Origin of the sequence: Parashewanella curva (genome assembly GCF_003675895.1) — a bacterium.
Classification (GTDB): domain Bacteria; phylum Pseudomonadota; class Gammaproteobacteria; order Enterobacterales; family Shewanellaceae; genus Parashewanella; species Parashewanella curva.
The window spans coordinates 18,368-39,818 of record NZ_ML014791.1; the positions used below are offsets into that span (position 1 = coordinate 18,368).

At 40.0% G+C, this 21,451-nt stretch carries 24 protein-coding genes; 20 read left to right on the plus strand and 4 right to left on the minus strand.

Annotated features, from left to right (window positions below; all coding sequences use genetic code 11):
• Positions 1-297 precede the first annotated feature (297 nt).
• The 4 genes from D5018_RS13540 (at position 298) to D5018_RS13555 (ending at position 1,899) form a co-directional block, all read left to right on the plus strand.
• On the plus strand, positions 298-807 hold the full coding sequence (locus D5018_RS13540; protein WP_121839533.1) for an ACT domain-containing protein: 510 nt from the start codon (positions 298-300) through the stop codon (positions 805-807).
• Between the two features lie 55 nt (positions 808-862).
• Positions 863-1,180: a BolA family protein gene (locus D5018_RS13545; protein WP_121839534.1), complete on the plus strand. Its 318-nt coding sequence runs from the start codon at positions 863-865 to the stop codon at positions 1,178-1,180.
• Positions 1,181-1,205: 25 nt separating this feature from the next.
• Positions 1,206-1,475, plus strand: coding sequence for a DUF1289 domain-containing protein (locus D5018_RS13550; RefSeq protein ID WP_121839535.1), 270 nt, complete (start codon positions 1,206-1,208; stop codon positions 1,473-1,475).
• A 76-nt stretch (positions 1,476-1,551) separates the two neighbouring features.
• The gene (locus D5018_RS13555) at positions 1,552-1,899 is read left to right on the plus strand and encodes a DMT family protein (RefSeq protein ID WP_121839536.1); all 348 of its coding nucleotides are present in this window, start codon (positions 1,552-1,554) and stop codon (positions 1,897-1,899) included.
• A gap of 90 nt (positions 1,900-1,989) precedes the next feature.
• Here the strand turns inward: D5018_RS13555 and D5018_RS13560 are convergent, their stop codons facing one another.
• A complete protein-coding gene (locus D5018_RS13560; protein ID WP_121839537.1) occupies positions 1,990-2,751 on the minus strand; it encodes a hypothetical protein in 762 nt (253 codons plus the stop codon).
• A gap of 245 nt (positions 2,752-2,996) precedes the next feature.
• Between D5018_RS13560 and D5018_RS13565 the strand changes: the two genes are divergently transcribed.
• The 4 genes from D5018_RS13565 to D5018_RS13580 all read left to right on the plus strand — a co-directional run bounded on the left by D5018_RS13565 (position 2,997) and on the right by D5018_RS13580 (position 6,283).
• Positions 2,997-4,172: an acyl-CoA dehydrogenase gene (locus tag D5018_RS13565; protein ID WP_121839538.1), complete on the plus strand. Its 1,176-nt coding sequence runs from the start codon at positions 2,997-2,999 to the stop codon at positions 4,170-4,172.
• 81 nt (positions 4,173-4,253) lie between these two features.
• Complete coding sequence (locus tag D5018_RS13570) at positions 4,254-4,625, plus strand: hypothetical protein (RefSeq protein ID WP_121839539.1); 372 nt, start codon at positions 4,254-4,256, stop codon at positions 4,623-4,625.
• Positions 4,626-4,940: 315 nt separating this feature from the next.
• Entirely contained in the window at positions 4,941-5,924 is a 984-nt protein-coding gene (locus D5018_RS13575; protein WP_121839540.1) for a hypothetical protein, read from the plus strand.
• A 95-nt stretch (positions 5,925-6,019) separates the two neighbouring features.
• Positions 6,020-6,283 (plus strand): hypothetical protein, encoded by a 264-nt coding sequence (locus tag D5018_RS13580; protein ID WP_207819308.1) that lies wholly within the window; start codon positions 6,020-6,022, stop codon positions 6,281-6,283.
• Between the two features lie 331 nt (positions 6,284-6,614).
• Here the strand turns inward: D5018_RS13580 and D5018_RS13585 are convergent, their stop codons facing one another.
• Positions 6,615-9,230 carry an ankyrin repeat domain-containing protein gene (locus D5018_RS13585; protein WP_165905065.1) on the minus strand — a complete coding sequence of 872 codons (2,616 nt, stop codon included), beginning with the start codon at positions 9,228-9,230 and terminating at the stop codon, positions 6,615-6,617.
• A 625-nt stretch (positions 9,231-9,855) separates the two neighbouring features.
• Here D5018_RS13585 and D5018_RS13590 point away from each other — a divergent pair.
• Positions 9,856-10,833 carry a tyrosine-type recombinase/integrase gene (locus D5018_RS13590; protein ID WP_121839542.1) on the plus strand — a complete coding sequence of 326 codons (978 nt, stop codon included), beginning with the start codon at positions 9,856-9,858 and terminating at the stop codon, positions 10,831-10,833.
• Here D5018_RS13590 and D5018_RS13595 read toward each other — a convergent pair.
• Positions 10,830-11,057 (minus strand): helix-turn-helix domain-containing protein, encoded by a 228-nt coding sequence (locus D5018_RS13595; protein ID WP_243637440.1) that lies wholly within the window; start codon positions 11,055-11,057, stop codon positions 10,830-10,832. The two genes, D5018_RS13590 and D5018_RS13595, sit on opposite strands and share 4 nt — an antisense overlap.
• Positions 11,058-11,504: 447 nt before the next feature.
• Entirely contained in the window at positions 11,505-12,143 is a 639-nt protein-coding gene (locus tag D5018_RS13600) for a helix-turn-helix domain-containing protein (RefSeq protein WP_121839543.1), read from the minus strand.
• A 647-nt stretch (positions 12,144-12,790) separates the two neighbouring features.
• Here D5018_RS13600 and D5018_RS22405 point away from each other — a divergent pair.
• The 11 genes from D5018_RS22405 to virB11 form a co-directional block, all read left to right on the plus strand.
• Positions 12,791-12,913 (plus strand): hypothetical protein, encoded by a 123-nt coding sequence (locus D5018_RS22405; protein WP_207819299.1) that lies wholly within the window; start codon positions 12,791-12,793, stop codon positions 12,911-12,913.
• A gap of 12 nt (positions 12,914-12,925) precedes the next feature.
• Positions 12,926-13,246 (plus strand): VirB3 family type IV secretion system protein, encoded by a 321-nt coding sequence (locus D5018_RS13610; protein WP_121839544.1) that lies wholly within the window; start codon positions 12,926-12,928, stop codon positions 13,244-13,246.
• The gene (locus D5018_RS13615) at positions 13,243-15,738 is read left to right on the plus strand and encodes a VirB4 family type IV secretion/conjugal transfer ATPase (RefSeq protein WP_121839545.1); all 2,496 of its coding nucleotides are present in this window, start codon (positions 13,243-13,245) and stop codon (positions 15,736-15,738) included. The genes D5018_RS13610 and D5018_RS13615 overlap by 4 nt, the downstream gene beginning before the upstream one ends.
• The gene (locus tag D5018_RS13620) at positions 15,735-16,370 is read left to right on the plus strand and encodes a type IV secretion system protein (protein ID WP_121839546.1); all 636 of its coding nucleotides are present in this window, start codon (positions 15,735-15,737) and stop codon (positions 16,368-16,370) included. Before D5018_RS13615 ends, D5018_RS13620 begins: the two co-directional genes overlap by 4 nt.
• Positions 16,371-16,419: 49 nt before the next feature.
• Positions 16,420-16,698 (plus strand): EexN family lipoprotein, encoded by a 279-nt coding sequence (locus D5018_RS13625; RefSeq protein ID WP_121839547.1) that lies wholly within the window; start codon positions 16,420-16,422, stop codon positions 16,696-16,698.
• Between the two features lie 5 nt (positions 16,699-16,703).
• A complete protein-coding gene (locus tag D5018_RS13630) occupies positions 16,704-17,720 on the plus strand; it encodes a TrbL/VirB6 family protein (RefSeq protein ID WP_121839548.1) in 1,017 nt (338 codons plus the stop codon).
• Positions 17,717-17,869, plus strand: a complete 153-nt coding sequence (locus D5018_RS21710) for a hypothetical protein (RefSeq protein ID WP_165905066.1) — start codon at positions 17,717-17,719, stop codon at positions 17,867-17,869. The genes D5018_RS13630 and D5018_RS21710 overlap by 4 nt, the downstream gene beginning before the upstream one ends.
• Positions 17,862-18,596: a VirB8 family type IV secretion system protein gene (locus D5018_RS13635; RefSeq protein WP_121839549.1), complete on the plus strand. Its 735-nt coding sequence runs from the start codon at positions 17,862-17,864 to the stop codon at positions 18,594-18,596. Before D5018_RS21710 ends, D5018_RS13635 begins: the two co-directional genes overlap by 8 nt.
• Positions 18,597-18,648: 52 nt before the next feature.
• Positions 18,649-19,515 (plus strand): P-type conjugative transfer protein VirB9, encoded by an 867-nt coding sequence (gene virB9, locus D5018_RS13640; protein WP_165905067.1) that lies wholly within the window; start codon positions 18,649-18,651, stop codon positions 19,513-19,515.
• Entirely contained in the window at positions 19,508-20,647 is a 1,140-nt protein-coding gene (gene virB10 / locus D5018_RS13645; RefSeq protein ID WP_207819301.1) for a type IV secretion system protein VirB10, read from the plus strand. The genes virB9 and virB10 overlap by 8 nt, the downstream gene beginning before the upstream one ends.
• On the plus strand, positions 20,625-21,451 hold an 827-nt coding region (gene virB11, locus D5018_RS13650), incomplete at its 3' end, for a P-type DNA transfer ATPase VirB11 (RefSeq protein ID WP_121839551.1). The genes virB10 and virB11, both read left to right, overlap by 23 nt.

The window sequence follows — 21,451 nt, forward strand, 5'->3', positions numbered from 1 at the left end:
CCTGTGATACCTGAAAATGCAGGATTTCAGCGAGAATACTTTTTGTAAAGAGCATTGTCAGTTAGGCAAGGCACTTACTCGCAGGATTAGTTACTCTATTTCAAGAGTAAGTAACGCAGCATAGATGGCAATTAAACTCGCACAACGTGGGCTTTTCAGCGTTGATTCTTCTTTGTTGTGAAAGCTTAAATTAGCCCACTAGTTCTGCACTTTCACGCTTCGAATAATACAACGCTGAATAAGCCCTGAAAGTTGCATTTTCAAGTATCACGAGTATAAGAAAGCAAAGGAGAATATATGATGAAAGTCAGTGTGATAAGTACTGTAAGCGGCCTTGGAGGCAGTAATGTAGTGACCGAACTTGCGCAAGAAACACGAGAGTTAGGTGGGCATTGGCAAACCAGTAAAGTGATAACCCTTGCCGATCAATTCACGGCATTATTTTTGGTTATGATTGAAGAGCATAAATTAGCCGATTTTAAGCAGGCGATGTCACGACGTTTTTCAGAATTAAGCTTTGAATACTCAATACCTAAAATGGAAGCGACCAATTTTAGCGAGCCTATTTCAGTTACTGTACATTGTGTAGATAGGGCTGGGTTGACCAAAGATATTCATGAGCTAATGCAAGGGCTTGAGCTGGACGTGGAGCAATTTAGTTTTTTTCGAGCACCTGTAACTATGCTTGGTGATTCAGTATATCAAGCCAATATTCAGTTACGTTTACCCTCTGAACTCAACATCGAAAAGCTCACTGAAAAATTTGAAGAGCTTGATCCCGGACTAAGGTTATCGACTCTCGGTTGATCTTTTCTGGAGCAATCAGTAACCTGCTAGCATAAACATTATGTGAGTAGGAACTATGTCCAAGAAACCGATTGGGCCTGTAGCAGCAAAAATTACCGAAAAATTGACTCAGGCCTTTACTCCTCAATACATTGATGTGTTGAACGAAAGTAACCGTCACAATGTACCACCTAATTCAGAAAGCCATTTCAAAGTTGTTATTGTCAGTGATGAGTTTGAGGGTAAAAGGTTGATAGCGAGACACCGCTTAGTAAACCAATCTTTAGCAGAAGAACTCGCCAATGAAATTCACGCTCTATCGATCCATACTTATACTCAACAAGAGTGGCAAGAAAATGATGATGTGCCACGTACGCCAAACTGTAGAGGTTAACCATTTCTGATAAGGGAGGGGACAAATGGAACAACTTGAATTTTTTGAAGTCCCCAGCCCATGTATTAACGTTTGTCAGTCAGATAGCCGTGGCTATTGTAAGGGTTGCTTTCGAAGTCGTGATGAAAGATTCGATTGGCAAAAATTTGATGATGCAAAAAAAATAGATGTCATTCGTTTGTGTAAGCAACGGAAACGACGCTATCGTTACGCTCAATATCAAGCCTATAAAGCCCAACAACGGCAAGAACAACAAGATGCCGATCTTAATCAGAGTTTCGATTTTGATGAATAAAGATTAACGGTCATATAGGGTTTCTATTCATCTCCATTGCCTATTCTTTAAAGACCATTTGTTTTTGGTCACACCTATGTCCCCTTTAATTAAAACCATTGCTTTGCTTACCTGCAGTAATATCTTTATGACTTTTGCTTGGTATGGTCACTTAAAAGAATTGTCTAATAAGCCGTTACTTGTGGCCATTGTAATAAGTTGGGGAATTGCGTTTTTCGAATATCTTTTTCGTGTTCCTGCCAATCGAATTGGCTTTCAAGAACTGTCGATAGGCCAGCTTAAGGTTATTCAAGAAGCCATTACTTTAAGTGTGTTTGTGCCATTCTCGGTATTTTTTATGAAGGAGCCATTAAAGCTTGATTACTTGTGGGCGGGGCTATGCTTGTTAGGGGCGGTGTACTTTGTTTTTAGAAGCCGATTATAAGTCTCTACAGCTTAAATGCTAATAAGATATTGATTAGCATTACTAAAAATCCTCATCAATCCATACATAGAGTCGACAATATTTCTAAATTTATTGCTTTTGAGTCTGCTTCGGCTTTGGCAATAGAGCTGGTTTGGGCTTTATAGCTGGGTTAGGTTTCGGTGGTGTAGGCTCAACTGCCAGTTGTGCAGATGTTTCCTCTACTTTAGGCTGTTCTGATTCTGTTGAACCAATGCACATTACTTTAATACCTCTCATAAGGTTCTCTTGAGCTTTATTAGCTAGCTCAGCGGTCGTTTTTCTATCTTTCTCCTGCTCAGCTTCTCGTTCTTGCTTTAGCTGTTCTTCCACTTCTTTGCGATCAGCTGGGTTATATTTTGCAATGTTACTTTGATTTAGTTGTAGATGTTCTTTTTTCTGCTCTGGTGCCATTTCAAACAGATCATCTTCTCCAGAATTTTTAGCACTTCTGTGAATGTGATGTCGCAGCTTTGCCTCCCTATCGGCTACTATATTGTATTGATATGCTAGAGCTTTAGCTTCATCAGGTTGCGTTGAATGTAGTGATAATGTGTAGCCTACTGTTTGGACTTCTATCTGGTGATAAAGCCTACTTGGGGATTCAGAACTCTGTTTAGGCTTTACTATGTATTTTCTTTCTTTCGGAGTTGTTTTACCGGTATAAGTGACTTTAAGCAAAAGTTCTATTTCTTTCGGATATGAGCTATCTAGTCTTGTTTTTATTTGTGTATATAGAGTATCTTCAAAGTTGATAAATGATCTTTCTTTGCAATTATAAGAAGCGTGAATAGCTTTTTCTAACTCGCAATTAGTTGTAGTTGGTGCAGCCATTTGTTAATCCAACATATTCATAGCTAGTAAATATATGCAATCAAAAAATAACCGTTACAACCAGTTAATATTTTTTCATCTTCTTTTCACCGTACTGATTTAGCTCAATAAACAAACTTACTATTGTGCTAGAGTCAGCGATACGAATTACCTTATGGCGCACAGTTAAGATAAACTGAGCCCTGCCTTACGCTCATTCTTGGTGATGGGTTACCAATACAAAAAGACATTTAAAAGGATGCTTCATGGCTCGTATTCACTTTGATTGGCAAGATCCCTTGCAGTTAAATACCTTACTTTCTGAAGAAGAACGCATGATCCGAGATATGGTACACGAGTATGCTCAAGATAAATTAATGAGCCGTGTATTAACCGCGAACCGTGAAGAGCGTTTTGATCGAGAAATCATGAGCGAACTAGGCGAGCTAGGGTTACTTGGTGTGACCTTGCCAGAGCAATATGGTTGCGCCAATGCTAATTATGTCAGTTACGGTTTAATTGCTAGAGAAATTGAACGTGTTGATAGCGGATACCGAAGTGCCATGAGCGTACAGTCATCACTGGTTATGCACCCAATTTATGCTTACGGCACCGAAGAACAAAAACAAAAATACTTACCCAAACTGGCAAGTGGCGAATGGGTGGGCTGTTTTGGTTTAACCGAACCAGATGCCGGTTCTGATCCTGCAAGTATGAAAACCAGAGCTGAAAAAGTTGATGGTGGGTATCGTTTAACGGGTAGCAAAATGTGGATCACTAACTCGCCAATCGCTGATGTATTTGTAGTTTGGGCAAAACTGGATGGTGTGATCCGTGGCTTTGTTCTCGAAAGAGGAATGAAGGGATTAAGCACTCCAACAATAGAAGGCAAGTTCTCATTGAGAGCCTCTATCACTGGTGAAATCGTAATGGATAATGTCGAAGTGGGTGAGGAAGCTATTTTCCCTGAAGTGTCAGGTTTAAAAGGACCATTTGGTTGTTTAAATAAAGCGCGTTACGGTATTGCATGGGGCGCATTGGGAGCCGCTGAATTTTGTTGGCATGCCGCAAGGCAATATGGCTTAGATAGAACTCAATTTGATAAACCTATCGCGGCGACACAGCTTTTCCAAAAGAAACTGGCAGACATGCAAACTGAAATCACAACAGGATTGTTCTCTTGTCTACAAGCAGGCAGATTGATGGATCAAAATGCGTTACCTGTAGAAGCTATTTCTCTTATTAAACGTAACTCGTGTGGAAAAGCATTAGATATCGCACGAATCGCTCGTGACATGCATGGTGGAAACGGTATTGCTGATGAGTTTCATGTGATCCGTCATGTTATGAACTTAGAGTCAGTCAATACTTACGAAGGAACTCATGATATCCACGCTTTAATTCTAGGTCGTGCTCAAACCGGATTACAGGCGTTTATGTAGATTAAATTGCCTTAATCTTGGTAGATTGAGGCTTAGTTTGAGTTATGGTCATAACCAAAGTTTTTCTCAAGTAGGCTGGCTATGAAACTCACATTTACAATTCTTGTTATATTACTCTCTAGCTACTCTGGCCTTGCTTTTTGTAAGGCCTCTTGTGCTACTCAAAAAGATCAAATTATTAATAAACCAGATGTACAAGTATGGAAAACTCAAATTTGTCGTCGCGGGGTCATCGACTACCACACTCATAAAAACGCACGAGTGATCATATCTTCCGAAAATGCCATTCTCAAAGTTTTATATAAAGACGGCAGTTATGAACTAATAAAATTAAGAAAAGGTGTCCCTAAATATTTATCAAAACAAGAGGGTCAAAAACTGCATGAAGATATTAATGTCAGTGGTCACAATCTTGATTTGATGGTGATAGAGGTGATACATCCTGCAACGTAGCCGATATAAAATGGTAGAGCAAACCTTGAATTAAACAGATAAAGGCTTTTTTAACTGGTACAATTCGCATGATTACCTAATTAACCTGAGCTCTGTATAAGTAAACCTCTACAGCACAGCTACTTATGCGTATTTCTTCGTTAGAACAGCCCGAAATAGACTGGCTATTACGAACTGTTCCGCCTTGAACTACACAAAATTAGCCGCACTGTAGATTGAATTTATATTTTATTTGTAAAATCAAAACAGTACTGATTTCTTTATACAGAGCTCAGGTTAATTAATAAAATAGTTCGATAATTCAAGGATAAATAAGTGAAAAGAAGGAAAGTAGCTTTATTTTTAGTATTTAGCTTTCTAGGAACATCGTGCTCAAGTATTACATCTAATGCACCCTATGGGGAAAAAGAGGTTATCCAAAAAGTTTTAGATGAAAATAAGGGAAACATACTCTCACCTAATACTATACAACAGCGAACTGATTCACTATTTGTCAATACTGGCTGGGGAATGAAATCTGAAACCTTCTATCCTACTGAATCCTCAACTTATGATTTTGAATACTATTTCATCAAGTCAAAAGGTTCAGATGGTTATCAGATTGATCATTTTAATGATAAGAAACAGCAAACATTCGCGAAGTTTAAATTAAGTGACCGAGGATTAGAGCTAAGAAACTCGTTATTTGGTGATTATTCTTTTGCTTCTCAATTTGCAGAGTGTCAATTTGTACTCGGAAAATGTGAATACAGGGCATTTGGTTATAAAGTATCTTCATTGACGGCTGTTGAGACAGATTTCGTAAATGGGGTGTGGATTCGAAAAGTAGATGGAAACTTTGGGGCGAGACTCATTAAAGAAATATACGACAAAAATGGCTTCTTATTACTAAGAACCACAAAGTCTACATTGTTTGGTAAAAATTCATATTCAAGAAAAGTTAGAATTCCTTTATTAGATACCCAGTCCCTTTATTCACAACCACCTCATTATCTGAAGTATATGATTAAGGTTGCTGAAAAAGAAGTTACAGAAAAATGTGAAACCAAGTTTTCAGATAGGATGTTTCAAGAGCTAAATCACTATAAATGGTCTGCTGATTCTAAACAGGCTTCCTTTGCATGGGGAAAGCTTCTTTATCTATTAACGGGCGCATATGATGCGAATGATTGTCTGAAACAGTCCTTAAAGTTACTTATTAAAGCGAAATCCTTGATTGAAGAATCTGAAGTAAATTATCCATATATGGAAAATATTGACTTCTTGATAGAGGTGCATACATCAGATTTAAACTTATGAGAGTTTGCATTTAATTTACGCTCTTTCAACAGCTTAAATTGAATTCGCACAAATTATCCCCACCTATTATTCTATAATGGATTTTAGGTGCGGATATGGATGAATTGATTTCTAAGTTTACAGAGCTAACTGCCTTCCACTTGTTTGTTGTAGTACTGCTTTGCAGTATTGGTGCTTGGGGATTATTTAAAATTGTAAAATGGGCGAAAGGTATGCCGAAAGCGGCTTTTTTAGTCCTTGCCATTTTTCCATTGATTTCAATCTTCCCAATACCACCACCCGCGTTCAAAAATGTTGAGAAAGCCAAGATAGAGCAAAGAAAAAATAAGCAAAATAATGGTGGTTTGGATAACGAGTAATCCGAATTGTCACCTCTTACTTTAACTCAGTGTATCATATCTAGTTTTTTTGATGCCCCTCAGAAACGGTCACTCTAGGTCATTCATTTTTTATTTCCTAGCTTAATCTAAGTTCTGTATAAAAAATTTTAATATTTTGATTTTGAATACTAATTTTCATCTACAGTGTTATTAATTATGTGTAGTTCAAGGCAAAATAGTTTGTAATAGCTCAGTACCTATACTCGAGATACTTGAACAAGCCCTGAAACATTGCTCTTTACGTATCACAAGCATATGTTAGGTCGGGTTGTTCTAATGCAAAAATACGTAGTATGTAGCAGTGTTTGCTTTATTGCTGATCTCTTTTCGAATAGTGCTCAGCCCACTCTGCGATTTTATCTGGATCATTTTTCTTTAATTTATTAACGGCTTCTTCAAAGTCTGTCAATTTTGAAGACCAAAAAGATTTTTTAGTGATCTTATCCAATTCACGCTTTACAGTTCTCCTTGCTTCTTGGACTGGCTTTATGCTCTCAGCAATTGGTGCTACCGTGATGGCTAGCCGTTGCTGTGTATTAGTCAATCTTTGGCTGGCGGATAATAGCTCTCTTAGTTTCAACTTTTCGGACTCTGACTTTGCGGCTTCTACAACTTCTATTGCCGTTTCGGATAATCTCATATAGCTGGAAATATTAGTTAATAGTTCCGTTGAGAAATGAGCTTGCGTGAGTGCGATCGCTTTGCACGAATTTTGTTCTTCCTTCTCATCGGCTTCATAGTCACTGCCATTCCATTTTTTCTTGCCACCCAAATAGTTCCATAAGGTTACCATATGTTGTTTTACTTTGGGTTCTAATATCCTAAAGCCACTTGCTCTTGATATCGGCATAGTGAGCATTTCTTTCAATTGGCGTTCAAGCATACTGGGATCGGCTTCTATCATTTTTGATAATATCCATCTAGTTGTATCGTGGAGTAATTTTGATTCTTGGTAGTTTCTACGAGTGGTTTTGGACAAAATTTCATATATGGCAGCTTGGAATACATTATAGCCTCTAGAATCTTTTGCGTATGGATCAAGCCCTGCTCCTAATAAAACGGTTAATATTTCGGTACTCCCTCCTTGAACCGCAGCCATTAATGGCGTTTGTCCATCGTAATTTTGTAAAGAAAGGAAAGGCAGTTGTGCAATATGCGCTTTAAGAGATTGTAATGAAACAGCTTCGGCTTCTGTTTCCTTTGGCCTAAGCTGTTGAGGTAACTCTACAAGATGATAGAAATCAAGAATTCTAGCTTCTCTTAAGGCTGCTGCAGGCTTATTAAGCACAAGAGCTAGCTCAGTTCGGTCTTTTGGCGAAAAAAGAAGGTCTAACACCATCGTTAAATTTCGATCTAAACAAGCTAAGTGAAAGGCCGTATTTCCTTTGTTATCAACAAGGTCAACTCTTGCGTGGTGATCAAGTAATGCCTCTGACAGATGGCATAACTGTTGTCCAGCAAAGCGAGTAAAACGAGATTGTCCACAATACTGTTGATGAGCAAGGATATGCAACAGCGTACTGCCTTGGCTGTCTTGCTTATTTATATCTAAATGGGGGGAATGCTTAAGTAACATTTTTAACATATCTTTTGATCTCACCGCATGTATAATCCCCGTCATATATTTATATTCAGGGCGTGATACTGTTTCTTCAGGGTTTGCCCCTGCTTCTAATAGCTTAAATGCTTCGAGTGGATCATCGAGGGATACGGCTTTCATTAATGCACTTTCATGAACATAAGATTTTCCTCTTTGGCTCGGATCTCTCCACATTTCACAGCAGTTAGCGCCACCTGGATACTCCTTTAAGAATATTTCAAGAGCTGCGGAATATTTCATGGTTTGAGATTCGTCAATAACGCTTACTTTAGATCCGTGAGTAATGCATAGATGCAACAAAAAATCTTCATAATTTTCAAAGTAGCGATCAAATGAAACCCATACTCGGCCTTGTGCGTCTTCTTTAGCGGCTACAACTTCCGTCATAAAGGCACGATCTTCTGCTGGTATATTTTCTATGACAATTGGCAAATACGCTCTATTTGCAAGTTTTTGTAATTTTGGTTTCTTAGCAATGGCTGCTTCCAACTCTATTGGATCACCTTCTTCGTCTTTTAATACCTGTTCTATAAATAATGGTTCGACAATATTCCTTTGCCTGTAAGCAGAATGTGGGAATGAATATTCATGAGCCGATTTGAAGGCATCTATAAATTCTTCTTTACTAAAAATAAAGTCAGCTTTGACTTCACCCTTTTGAGGATTGGCGGTTTGATACAATTTTTCGAACAATCCGTGTGCTTTATGAGCAAATGATATGTCCGGTTCAGACTGGTACCTATCTGGATACACTGTCAACATTACTTTTCTGCGTACAGCTTCAAGCGTTACTTGAGAAGCATCTCCCGTATCAATAAGCCCTTTTAGTGCGGCTTGCATCGCATCACATTTTAGATTTTGTTGCTCTATTGCACATAGTTTCTGGTACATGCTTCTTAACTTATCTGAAACTTGAGTTTTATCTACAAGGGAGGCGCTTACTTCGGCTACTTCTTTTTTAGTATGTTCAGGTTTACTTGTTTTAGGTGGTAGTTCACTTTGGGTAGAAGAGTCAGCAGAGCTTAATGTATTCGTTTCATCGGCTTGAAAAGTAAGTTGAGTAGTCGCAACTTCAGGGGAAAAGTTATTAGCGCCTTGGCTTTTTGGAGGCGAAACTTTTACATATTCGCTTGGTTCAGCAGACTGCGGTGATGTTGATACAGACATCCAGTCTGACAAGTCCTCGCATTGCTTCAATTCATAACTATCAGTAACTGCAAATGAGTTTGTAGCTCCATTTAAAGTTTGGGCACCTGTAGGCTCTTCGTCCGGTAAATGACTTTTACCACTGTTAGCAGATGCTGAACTGCTAAAAATTTTAGCCATAAAACTCATAATCACTTTCCTAAATCTAGAATGTTTATCAGTTTTTTAGAGTTCAGTGCTGTTAACTCTTTAAAACTAAAGCTTACATCCATTAATAGTCAATGATTATAAGTATAATGTTATTGCTAAAGCACACGGTTAATATTCATTAATCTGTATTTTAATAATAACTTGAAAGGTGATTTCTCTATATTCAGCAAAGATTTTTGAATGAAAAATGTCTATATCGATACATGAAATTAATTTTGGCCAGAAAAACAGAAATTATGATCAAGGCTATTAGCCCTCTGGGAGCTTGTCAGCGCCCAAAATCCAGCCCGTAGTCTCAACATAGCGCTTCTATGTCTTCATCAATTTCTATTGTAATTTGGATGCAGACATAGCTCTGAGTTGAGCACATTTGAATGCGGATTGGTATAAAAAAGTCAGGAGTATTTGAATAGCATCATGACTCAGCTTGAACTTTTGGGAATTGTCAGAAAATAATTATCAAACCCCAGAAAGCAAAAAATCCTGTAAAAATAGGATTATAAGATGGTGGCCCCTCACGGACTTGAACTGTGATGTGGCTTATGGGTCTTTTTACAGCTCAACGAAGTTCTTTCTAACTATACCATTGAGGAGATTGAAGCATTTAGAGAGTTGGCTAGTTCGTTTTTTGGACAAACCATGTAGATACCTATGCTTAAAGGACTGGCATAAAAAACGCTTAATCGACTTAACAGAGGCTATGGTTTATAAAAAGCACCAAGAGCTAACCAAACAAAGCCCTGCACAAGCTGATCTCGTTATGAGGACGCTGAGAGCATTATTCAATTTTGCTAAATCGGAATATAAATCCTGTGATGGCAGCACGCTTTTTCCATATAACCCCGTTGGTATTTTATCGGATAAACGCTGTTGGAATAATGTAGCACGAAAGCAAACTAGGCTTAGACCCTCTCAGCTAAAACCATTCCTTGAATCAGTGGAATCGGTTCGTAATCACGCCATTGAATACCGTGAAGACTTTTCCGTTGCAGTATGTGATTTTGTGGAATTTATGCTGTTTACTGGCTTGAGAAAAACAGAGTTGTTAGAGCTGAAGTGGCAAGATGTGTACTTAGGTGATGAGCTTTATATTATCTCAAGAACCAAAAATGGTGTTGCTCTTGAGTTACCAATAACAGAGCCATTGCAACCAATATTCAAACGTAGATTAAAGTACAAAATGTCAGACTATGTTTTTGGAGCTGAAAATCGATTAGGGCGGGTCATAGAGCCTAAAAAGATCGTGAAAAAAATTAATGAGCAAGCCGAAGTTAGCTTCACCTTACATGATCTCAGACGGACATTTTGTTCCATTGCTGAAAACTTGCGACTAGGGACTTACACTCTAAAGCGGTTAATGAATCATACTACATGCCGAAATGACGTTACCGCTGGTTATACAGTATTGACGGCTGAGGAGTTAAAATCACCTGCTGAAATAGTTTGTAATAAACTCAAGGAATATGCCGGACTTATAGATAAAGCAGATGATATTGCCATACTCAAATCGCAAATAAGCCGCCTATCTAAAGAGCAGAAAATGGAATTGATGGCGGCAATTATTTCTGGTTAAAGGCATTTTGCTGATTGAAGCTGTTGGCTAACCCATTCATTAAATAACTTAATTGGAAATAATGTCTTCCCACCACTTTTTATAAATGGTGGAATAGGGTGATTTTTCTTAAGTCGTTCGTTCTCATGAATTTTGTTGTATAAAGTTTGTTTCGTTATACATAGGACTTCAGCCACTTCGTCAGAAGTGTAAAACATTGGCTCAACTTTTATTTTTAAAGGCATTGCTTCCTCCTTACATCAGTGTCTTAACATCAATAATCCTGCCATAACTTCATCGGGCTTTTGATCTAATATGGTGAGCAAAATACTCACCATATGAACTTTTTTATGAATAATAGGTTTAAAAGTAAGGTTTTCTAATTGAAGAAGAAAAGGGGGAGACACACTCGAAAATTCTGGACAAGATCCTGCTACTGCTCCCTGTTACTTTTTCTGTTTCTGATCCTTTGTTCAAAACAGGTATGAAAGGGTTTAAGAACAAATAAAATTTAGTCTTTTGATTTTATTTAATAAAAAATAATTTTTCAGAGCCAGTGGTGCAACCGCTTTCACTGTTGATAGCAGTAATACTTACTATTAAGTAATAAAGGTTTTGACTTAGAAGAAAGAAATGGCAAACAGACAGCGAAGACGTGAGGCTACTGAGCTGTCTGTTGTATCTTTTGATCTCTAAGGGTTATGGAATAGAATTTCTTTAAGGGGAGCAAGGATCACATGCTTATCGTCAATCATATTGAGTTCTGGGCGCTGCTGTTGGTTTCGTTCTGTGTAGGCAAGTTGACCTTTTTCAAATTCGATTAAATTTTTAATGACTAAACCATTGTCTGTTTGGATCATTGCAAAGAGTTTATCTGTTGGTCGCATCTGAGGGTCAAAAATTAAAATAGCGTTGTTGCTAATTAAAAAGTCTACGAAAAACTCATTATCTCGAAGATCAATGGCAAAAGCTTCGGAGCTGATATTATCTTTAACATTAATTAGCTTATCGAACTGAGTTAACTTGCCTTCTAAATAGTCATGTATCTTTGACTGACATAAAACAGGAATCTTCTGTTGTCCAGCCGCTTCCTGATCGCTTTTACCTAAAATCAACCACTCTTGAGATATTTTAAAATGTTCACTTATTTGTTTGAGCATTTTTCTTGATGGCATTGCTTTTCCATTCAGCCAGTTTCCTGCTCCTTTCTGAGTTATCCCAAACAGCTCAGCAAGCATAGCAATCCTTCCCATATTTTTTGGGGGATAGTTATGGCGATCTAAAATTTGGTTTAAGCGCTGACTAAATTGAACTCTACTATCTATTGCCATTTCGCCTTGGATCAATTACTGGAATGAGTTTTGGAATTATTACACAAAAAGTGTAAGCGCTGTAATAAAGGAAGGCGTTTAGTCAGCAAAAAATAAGGCTTTATAGGTTTGCGTACTGTTTTTTTATCAGTGAACAAAAGGGTTAATCTGTACAAAGTAAAAGCACTTAATGATTGTGGTTTTTGGTTAAGGTCTATCTTATTGATTATTTTCTATTTTTTATCTCTTTGTTCGATACAGGAATAATAAAGAACTAAAACTTACTTGTGAGTATTATTTTTCAAATCGTAATATTGATTAACCAATTAACGAAATTAAATGATACTTTAATGGAAGGAAAGTGTCTTTCAAGCTCTACGAATAGGAGAATGGAAGATGAGTTTATTTAAACGATTTGCATTTAAAATCCCTACTCTTTCTCTCTTGCACAATAAACAGGTACAACATCTTGTGCATCTTGTGCAACGAGAAATCACTTCTAACTATACAGCGTTTAATTCGCTTTTATTTCATTCTGTCTTTATTTTAGCTCTGATGCTGGTTCCCGAACTTGCCTTTGCCGATCCCATTTCTGAAGGTGTCGATTGGGTGATGCAATTGCTTACCAATGGTATTGCTCGTAGTGCTGCATTATTGGAATTGCGATTTTGGGTTATCTGGCTTGGTTTGGGCGTATTACTGGTGAGACTTGCGGTAAGTATATTGCGGGGATTGTGTTAGTTTTTGGTGGCTCAACCATTGTTGACTTGACCATTTCAGCTGTTAAGTAGAGGAAAGCCACCATGTCCTCCACTGATTTTCGTGATCCCTTGTTCGTGGCTGTCACTCGTCCTGCGATGAAATGGGGCGTGACTTTGGATGGCATTATCATTGCTGCCGCTTTAGTCACTGTATTGATGATAGCCACTAAAAATCCTTTCTTTTTATTGCTGTATATCCCTTTGCATGCATTCATGTATTCGTTGTGTTTACGTGATCCTGCGATGTTTCGTTTACTCAAGTTATGGATGAACACCAAAGCTAAATCCATGTGTTGGCGTAATTTAGGCTATGCCAGTTCCAGCCCTATTGTGAGCACCCGAAATAAGGAGAGAATGCTATGAGTGCTGTCGCCGTAGAGAAACTCAAAGAGCAGTGGCAGGGAGAAAACTCCGTTGATGAGTTTATTCCTTACCAAGCTCATGTAAATGAACACACCATCAAAACTCATAGCGGCGATTATTTGCAGATCATCAAGCTGCAAGGTGTAGCACATGAGTCGGCTGATCCTGAGCAAGTAAATCTGTGGAAAGAGCAATTCAATTTGATGCTACGTAACATCGCCAGCCCTCATGTGTGTTTATGGACGCATCTTATTCGTCGTGAATCCAAGATTGTTCCAAAAGGCGAGTTCAAATCCGACTTTGACAAGCAGCTTAATCAGAAATATATCGACAAAATCTGCGAAAGTCAGTTGATGGTCAATGAGCTTTACCTAACCGTTATTTACCGTAATGCCGATGTTCCGCTTAAATCAAAGCTAAAGATAAAATCTCCCACAGTGGAGCAATTTCTTGCTGAGCAAAAACAAGCAACCTCAGTTTTGAATGAAGTTGTTAGTACGGTTTTATCATCATTGGAAAGTTATCATCCGAAACGGTTAGGTATCTATACCAAAGACGTTATCAATAAAGGCAAAGTAAAAGGAAAAGTGTTCTACAGCGAGTTACTAACGCTTTTAGATTATCTGACCAATGGTGAGTGGCAACCTAGAGCCATCAACACCAAAGATATTTCAAAGTCATTGCCCAGAGTTAGACCATTATTTTCTGATAACACCTTTGCCTTGAAAGGCATTACGCAAACCCGTTTGGGCGCGTGTTTAAGTATTAAGGAGTACCCTGAACACACCGAAGCGGGTTTGCTTAATGCGCTTTTATCGACACCGTTTGAGTTTGTGTTGACGAAAAGCTTTCAGTTTTTATCGAAACCAGTGGCGACTGAGATTTTATTGCGCCAACAAAAAAGGCTAACGGCAACAGGTGACTTTGCCCACTCTCAAGTCGATGCCATTGATATTGGTCTTGATGATTTAACCGCTGGACGCATTGTTTATGGTGAACATCATATGGTGTTAACCGTATTGGCTGACACGACAGAGGCCATTGATAAGCACCTTTCAGCACTAAAATCTGAATTGGCCGACCAAGCTATAATTCTCACCAGAGATGATTTATCGATTCAATCAGCATTTTATTCGCAATTGCCTACCAACAGCCGTTATCGTCCACGTCCGGCTCGTATTTCTTCTCGTAACTTTGCCGGATTTTGCAGCTTTCATAACTATCCATCCGGTCAAGTTTGCGGCAATCAATGGGGCGATGCCGTAACTGTGCTGCAAACGGCTTCTGGCGCACCTTATTTTTTCAATTTCCACGAGCAGAATTTCCATGAGTCTAATACGCATAACCAAGTCCTTCAGGCTCATGTAAATCGTGAAACGGGTAAGGATGACAAGCTTAAGGATGAGCATCACGCTTTAGGTAACACCTTAATTATCGGTGCTTCTGGCTCTGGTAAAACTGTACTCCAAGGCTTTTTGATTTCCCAAAGTAAGAAATATCAGCCAACACAAATCATCTTCGATAAAGACCGTGGTTTAGAGATCTACGTTCGTGCCACTCAAGGATTATATCTACCTTTGCAAATGGGCAAACCTACTGGTTTTAATCCTTTCCAGTTAGAGCCAACTGCTGACAACATTCTGTTTATTACTTCATTAATCACCAAACTTTGTGGAAATGACTTGGCTCACCAGCACCATCAAGATCTAACCGATGCCGTAAAAGGCGTAATGAGTTTGCCTAAGCCACAACGCCGTTTAAGTCGCTGTTTAGAGTTTCTTGATCCCGTTGACCCACAAGGTTGCAGCTCAAGGCTACAAAAGTGGTGTCGTGGTGGTGAACTCTCCTGGGTTTTGGATAATGAAGTTGATGAACTGTCCATTAGCAATCAAACCTTGTTTGGCTTTGATGTCACAGAGTTTTTGGATATTGAAGAAGTCCGTACGCCTATTGTGATGTATCTGTTTTATCGCATTGAAAAACTGATTGATGGTCGCAAGTTGCAGATCTTTATGGATGAATTTTGGAAGTTACTGGCCGACGAATATTTTGAAGACTTAGCCCAAAACAAACAGAAAGTCATTCGTAAACAAAACGGCATTATGGTGTATGGCACTCAATCGGTTAAGGACGTGCTGAACTCACCCATTGCTCATACCTTGATAGAACAATGCGCCACCTTGATTTTAATGCCCAATCCTAAAGCTCGACGTGATGATTATATGGATGGGCTGCATCTCACCGAACGTGAATTTGAGCTAATCAGCACTGAACTACAACCCAACTCTCGCCAATTCATCATCAAACAAGGCCATGAAAGTGTCGTTGCTAAATTAGACTTGAACGGCTTTGATGATGAACTAGCAGTGATCTCTGGTACTACTGACAAAGTGAACTTGATGTATCGGATTGTAGAAACGGCTGGCAGTGATCCCAAAGACTGGCTCCCTGAATATTTTAATGCCTTGCATGAGCATCGAGGTGAAGCATGAAACGCCTTTTTCTAATGATGGCGCTACTAATGACGTTATCACTGCCATTACCCAGCTTGGCTTTTCCAGTAATTGATATTGCTAACCTGCATCAAAAAATAATTGAAATACGTCACTTGTTGGAAGAAATCGACACGCTAAAACAGCAGCTTGATACCGCTAAACGTCAGCTCAGTAGCATTAACGGTATCACGGGAATGAGCGATGCCATTGATTCTGTTTACGATGTGGCGGTCAAAGTCGATCCCAATCTCACGCTTAAACAACAAGGCTTACACAACAGCGAGTGGCTAAAGCTGGGCGGTGACAGCGCAAGCTTGTTTGATGATATTAATCGCTACCGTGGACGTTGGTTAGGGCAAACCCAATTATCTCTGCAAGAAACCCAAGTCAGATATGACCAACTCACAAGGCTTATCAACAAGATCACTCAAGCACCAAAACAAAAAGACATTCAAGACTTACAAGCCCGAATTCAAGCAGAGAACGCCATGCTTGCCAATGAGCAGGCCAAATTGCAATTACTGAAAACTCAAGCGCAGGCCAATGATGCTTTAGCACAGCAACGTATCACCCAAATGGCGATTGAATCCGCTGGTGAGCTACACCCGATTAATGTGAATTGGAACTAACCCACCAAGGAAGGCAGAACACTCAACACTAACCATATGAGGACTCTGCATGAAACTTATCAATATCCTATTAATTTCAAGCCTGCTTTGTGTCATGACAGGCTGCTCAAAAATGAACAATCACCATAGTCAGCAAAGCCAAACTCATGATGTAGCTTGGTTTAAACAGCATCAGAAAATCTTGATGCAAACTCTAACCCAGTGCAGCAACAATCCGGCTAAATACCGCAATCATCCTGAATGCATTAACGCTCAACAAGCGGCAAATGACATTGTGGCTGGCGACCCCGTACCGTTACCCGCTGATATGGCTCATCCTAAAGAGTAATCAAGATGGCGGCTACCAGTAACTTGTATCGCAGTATTTTCAGTTTGGTTGATCAAGCCTTGCACAACTATGTGCAACAAGGTTCGGCAAGGCTTATTCAATACTTGATCCCTGTTTTTACCAGCATGATGATTTTATGGGTAGTGATTTGGGGCTACTCAATGATGTTTGGTCGCAGTCAGGAGCCATTACAAGAGGGATTTTTTCGCATCATTCGGATTGGTTTCATTTTGACTTTGGGATTAACCGTTGGCCATTACAACCAAACCGTGGTGCGCTTTTTAAGTGAAACACCACAGTTTTTAGCGGCGGTTGTGTCTGGCACCAAAACCCAAAATGCCGCACAGCTGTTAGATCACCTTTTTGGCCAAATTCTCATCCTTGCCGATAATGCATGGCGACAAGGTGGCGTGATGAATGGCAATTTTGGCATGTACATCTTGGCAATGGGGATATTAACCATCGGTGGTTGCCTGACCTTATTGGTGGCCTTCTTTATTTTGCTCAGCAAAGTCATGGTTAGTGTGTTATTGGCTATCGGTCCGGCCTTCTTTGTGTTGTTACTGTTTCAAGCCACTCAACGATTTTTTGAAAGCTGGCTGGGAATGGTACTCAACTTCGGGTTCATCTTGCTGCTTGGCGTATCGTCAGGGCAATTGATGACTACAGTAGCCTCTAAATATCTTGCACAAATTTCCCACAACCATGCGGCATTAACCACACTCAGTGACAGCTCCATGCTGTGCATTGTGATGGGATTGTGCATTTTAGTGATGAAGCAAATACCCGCAATGGCTTCAGCTCTCGGCGGTGGTGTGGTGATTGCCGCTCATGGTGCGATTTCTAACAGTATTCATGCCATGCGTCCGACAACCTTACGCCATCAATACCGCACTCTCAGAAGAGATTTGAACTACGCAGGACAAGCGCTATCAGCACCAATCAAGCCTGTTGGTTCAGGCTATCGAGCCTACCAACAACGCTTTGGTGGTAACAGCATTTCGGGAGAATCTGAACAATGAAAAAGCTAATTTCAGTGTGCTTCATCCTATTTCTTACTCATTGCTCAAGTTTGCCCAAACCACCGCATTGTAAAGATGATGGTAAAGGACTCAAGCCTGTAAATGTAAAGCCAATCGTGGTTAAGCCTGTTGAGGTTCGTCATGGCTGAACTTGAGCAGCAACTAACCGATAAGCAGTTACTGCAAAAATACTTTGATGAAGCCAGAGGTTGGGATGCTGAGCTGAATGTCAAAATCAAACAATCGGAGCAACGAGCTTGGAAGTGCTGTTTGTTACTAGCTCTACTTGCTTCGCTTTTGGCTATCAGTCTTATTACTTTAATGCCACTGAAGTCCATCGAACCTTTTGTTATTCGAGTGGATAATAACACTGGCTTTGTCGATGTAGTTTCGATCTTAGCTAGCAAAGGGCAAGTGAAACAACAGGCTCAGGAAGTGTTGGATAAATATTTCTTAGCTCAATATCTACGTCATCGAGAAGGCTACCAGTGGCAAACCCGCAGTTATGACCGAAAACTTATCGGTTTAATGTCCGATGAAAATATTCAGCAAGATTATGGCTTACAAACTGATCCCAAATCTAACTCAAATGCGCCAATCAACCTTTATGGTCAATCAGCACAAGTGTTGATCAAAGTGAATGCCATAAGCTTTATAGCACACGATAAAAACAATGGTGAGCAAATCACAACGGCATTAGTTCGTTATACCAAGCAAGTAAAGCAAATCGGTGAAAATAATCCATTAACCCATTGGGTTGCCACCATCACATTCACTTATCGCAATGCACCTATGTCAGTCGCCGACAGACAACTTAATCCTCTTGGTTTTCAAGTGCTGAGTTATCGCAATGATCAAGCCACGGGAGGGGATTAGGATGTGTGGTCTAAGCAATCTTCTCCGTCGCACCTGCGAAGGCAGGTGCCTAGTGCCTTTGAGACTCAATATAGGTAAAAGTCGCTGGATGCCTGTCTTCACAGGCATGACGTTAATGCTGACTTCTTTTACTTCATTGGCACTGGAGACACCCCACATTGGCCATTTCGATAGACGAGTACGCCATATTAACTTCAATTCTCAGCAAGTGGTGAAGTTAGTTGGGCACTATGGTTTTGCCACCGACATTGCTTTTGCCAAAGGCGAATCAATCAAACAGATTGCAATGGGCGACAGTGCTGCATGGAGTGTAACGCCAGTAGATAACCACATCTTTATCAAGCCTAAAGCTCAGCAAGCCATCACCAATATGACAGTGCTGACTAATCGCCATGTATACCAATTTGAGCTAAATGCGTCACAGCTAAAAAACAGTAACCAAGCCACAAGCCGCAATATGATGTTTGCGGTAGATTTTGTTTATCCCAATGATCTCAAAACTCAGCTGCACCAACACAATCAACAGCAGTTACTTGACGATCAGTTAAGCCTTCACACTACGCCACAGATCAATAACCAAAACTATTTCTATAAAGGCAATAAAGCCTTATTGCCTACTACAGTCTTCGATGATGGCCGCTTTACTTATCTCAAATTCAGCCAAAAACAAGACTTGCCTGCGGTGTATATCGTCAATAACGACAACAGTGAAAGTTTGGTGAACAGTCATATCAACCCTGACTTTCCCAACACCATAGTGATCAGGCGAGTGGTACGAAGACTGGCTCTACGACAAGGCCAATTAGTCCTATGCCTTTTTAACCAATCCTTCGATGCTGAAAATCCAGCAAGTTATCAAAAAACACAGATCCCACAAGTGAAGCGAATTGCGAAAAGACGGGAGGTAACGCATGACTGAACCGTCGTCAAATCCAGTTGAAGAACTGTCATCTAATCCCGTTCCAGAGCTAGGCAATCGAGTGCAGAACACTTCATGGCTCACCAAAGCCGTAATGTTTGTTATCGCTGGATTAATGATTGTGTTGTTAGTGGCGATTAATGGTGGTTTTAGTCATAGCAAATCTGATACCAGCTCAAACCAACATCATTACACCATTGCCGATCATCTCGGTGCACCACCTGAGCTAGAGAAGCACTCAAACTCCACTAAAGCGACAACACCAACCGCAGATAAAAGCTCAATCATTCATACAGGGCAATTGGACGAACCAAATTCACCACAATTCGGTCATTTAGCTCGTTTAAGCGGTCAAAAAAAACCACTTACACCACAACAACGTAAGCAGCTGGATGGGTTATTGGTTCTCAATAACAGTTCCCAACAAGCTGATCAAAACCACATTCAACAGCAAGACCCGCTACCAGATTTGAACCAAGCGCAGCCTGATAGCCACTCACTAAACCAACAACTGCAAGCCACCAAAATTCAGGGAAGTGTCGCTAGCCGTATCATTGATCCTAACTTGTTTATCACTAAAGGGGCGTTTCTCGACTGCATCTTAGAAACCGCCATTAGCAGTGATGTGGCTGGTATGACTCGTTGCCAGCTCAGCCGTGATATTTACTCCACCAATGGTAAGGTGCTGCTGCTCGAAAAAGGCAGTCATATTGTTGGTGAATATCAAACTGGATTAGAACAAGGGCAAGCTCGAATATTCGTATTGTGGGATCGCATCGAAACCCCAACAGGCGTGATTTTGGATTTAGCTTCACCGGGAACCGACAGCTTAGGTCGCAGCGGTCACAGTGGGTATGTTGATGGTCATTTTGGTCAACGTTTTGGCAGTGCCATGTTACTCAGTCTGATTGGTGATGTTGGTACCTATTACGCCAATAAATCTAAAGGGAATACCAATAAAATCCAATTCGGAGACACCATTGGAGGCACTAAAGATCTCGCTTCCATCGCACTTCAAGACTCGATTCATATCAAACCAACGCTATATAAAAATCAAGGGGAACACATCAATGTGTTTGTGGCCAGAGACTTAGATTTTAGGAGTGTTTATGAGCTTAAACTTAGCCACTAATCCAAGTCCTAGATCTGATGTAAAAATCGAAGATTGCCACTCTTTGGCATTACTCGAACATTTGAAATTGCTGAATACTTATTTGGTGCAGCCCAGCATTACCGAAATTGTTATTAATCAGCCCAAGCAAATATTAACCGAATCCAATAAAGGCTGGAAAAAACATAAATCCAATACCATCACACAGGAATATTGCCAACGCTTAAGCAAACTCATTGCTACCTATTCAGGACAAAAACTGGATGCCGCACATCCCATTTTATCGGCAACCTTACCCCATGGTGAGCGAGTACAAATTGCCATTCCTCCAGTCACTCAAGTAGGTAAGATCAGTATTACTATCCGCAAGCCGTCCAAATCCGTGTTTACCTTGGATGAATATCAACGACAGGGCTATTTTTCAAAACAAAACCAAGTTAATGGCAGTCAGAATGAAACTGATGCCCAGCTGTTGGCCTTTAAGCAAGATGGCAATATTTCCGCTTTTCTAAAACTCGCCATCAAGCTGCGAAAAAACATTATCGTTTCTGGTGCGACAGGCTCAGGTAAAACTACATTTCTGCGCTCATTACTGCAACAAGTTCCTGATTCAGAGCGATTGATATCCATAGAAAACGTCGATGAATTGCAGCTGTATAACACCCACTCCAATACCGTCAGTTTGTTCTACTCCGCAGGCAATCAAGGCGTGGCCAATATCACTCAAAAGCAGTTGTTAGAAGCCAGCTTACGAATGAAGCCCGGCCGAGTGTTTGTCGCAGAGTTAATTCGTGGCGATGAAGCCTTTTACTTTCTTCGCAATAT

What these genes read in the sequence shown, in the direction of transcription:
- D5018_RS13540 (WP_121839533.1), top strand. Translation starts at nt 298, where the DNA reads ATGATGAAAGTCAGTGTGATAAGTACTGTAAGCGGCCTTGGAGGCAGT.
- D5018_RS13545 (WP_121839534.1), top strand. Translation starts at nt 863, where the DNA reads ATGTCCAAGAAACCGATTGGGCCTGTAGCAGCAAAAATTACCGAAAAA.
- D5018_RS13550 (WP_121839535.1), top strand. Translation starts at nt 1,206, where the DNA reads ATGGAACAACTTGAATTTTTTGAAGTCCCCAGCCCATGTATTAACGTT.
- D5018_RS13555 (WP_121839536.1), top strand. Translation starts at nt 1,552, where the DNA reads ATGTCCCCTTTAATTAAAACCATTGCTTTGCTTACCTGCAGTAATATC.
- D5018_RS13560 (WP_121839537.1), bottom strand. Translation starts at nt 2,751, where the DNA reads ATGGCTGCACCAACTACAACTAATTGCGAGTTAGAAAAAGCTATTCAC.
- D5018_RS13565 (WP_121839538.1), top strand. Translation starts at nt 2,997, where the DNA reads ATGGCTCGTATTCACTTTGATTGGCAAGATCCCTTGCAGTTAAATACC.
- D5018_RS13570 (WP_121839539.1), top strand. Translation starts at nt 4,254, where the DNA reads ATGAAACTCACATTTACAATTCTTGTTATATTACTCTCTAGCTACTCT.
- D5018_RS13580 (WP_207819308.1), top strand. Translation starts at nt 6,020, where the DNA reads ATGGATGAATTGATTTCTAAGTTTACAGAGCTAACTGCCTTCCACTTG.
- D5018_RS13585 (WP_165905065.1), bottom strand. Translation starts at nt 9,230, where the DNA reads ATGGCTAAAATTTTTAGCAGTTCAGCATCTGCTAACAGTGGTAAAAGT.
- D5018_RS13595 (WP_243637440.1), bottom strand. Translation starts at nt 11,057, where the DNA reads ATGCCTTTAAAAATAAAAGTTGAGCCAATGTTTTACACTTCTGACGAA.
- D5018_RS13600 (WP_121839543.1), bottom strand. Translation starts at nt 12,143, where the DNA reads ATGGCAATAGATAGTAGAGTTCAATTTAGTCAGCGCTTAAACCAAATT.
- D5018_RS13610 (WP_121839544.1), top strand. Translation starts at nt 12,926, where the DNA reads ATGTCCTCCACTGATTTTCGTGATCCCTTGTTCGTGGCTGTCACTCGT.
- D5018_RS13615 (WP_121839545.1), top strand. Translation starts at nt 13,243, where the DNA reads ATGAGTGCTGTCGCCGTAGAGAAACTCAAAGAGCAGTGGCAGGGAGAA.
- D5018_RS13620 (WP_121839546.1), top strand. Translation starts at nt 15,735, where the DNA reads ATGAAACGCCTTTTTCTAATGATGGCGCTACTAATGACGTTATCACTG.
- D5018_RS13625 (WP_121839547.1), top strand. Translation starts at nt 16,420, where the DNA reads ATGAAACTTATCAATATCCTATTAATTTCAAGCCTGCTTTGTGTCATG.
- D5018_RS13630 (WP_121839548.1), top strand. Translation starts at nt 16,704, where the DNA reads ATGGCGGCTACCAGTAACTTGTATCGCAGTATTTTCAGTTTGGTTGAT.
- D5018_RS21710 (WP_165905066.1), top strand. Translation starts at nt 17,717, where the DNA reads ATGAAAAAGCTAATTTCAGTGTGCTTCATCCTATTTCTTACTCATTGC.
- D5018_RS13635 (WP_121839549.1), top strand. Translation starts at nt 17,862, where the DNA reads ATGGCTGAACTTGAGCAGCAACTAACCGATAAGCAGTTACTGCAAAAA.
- virB10 (WP_207819301.1), top strand. Translation starts at nt 19,508, where the DNA reads ATGACTGAACCGTCGTCAAATCCAGTTGAAGAACTGTCATCTAATCCC.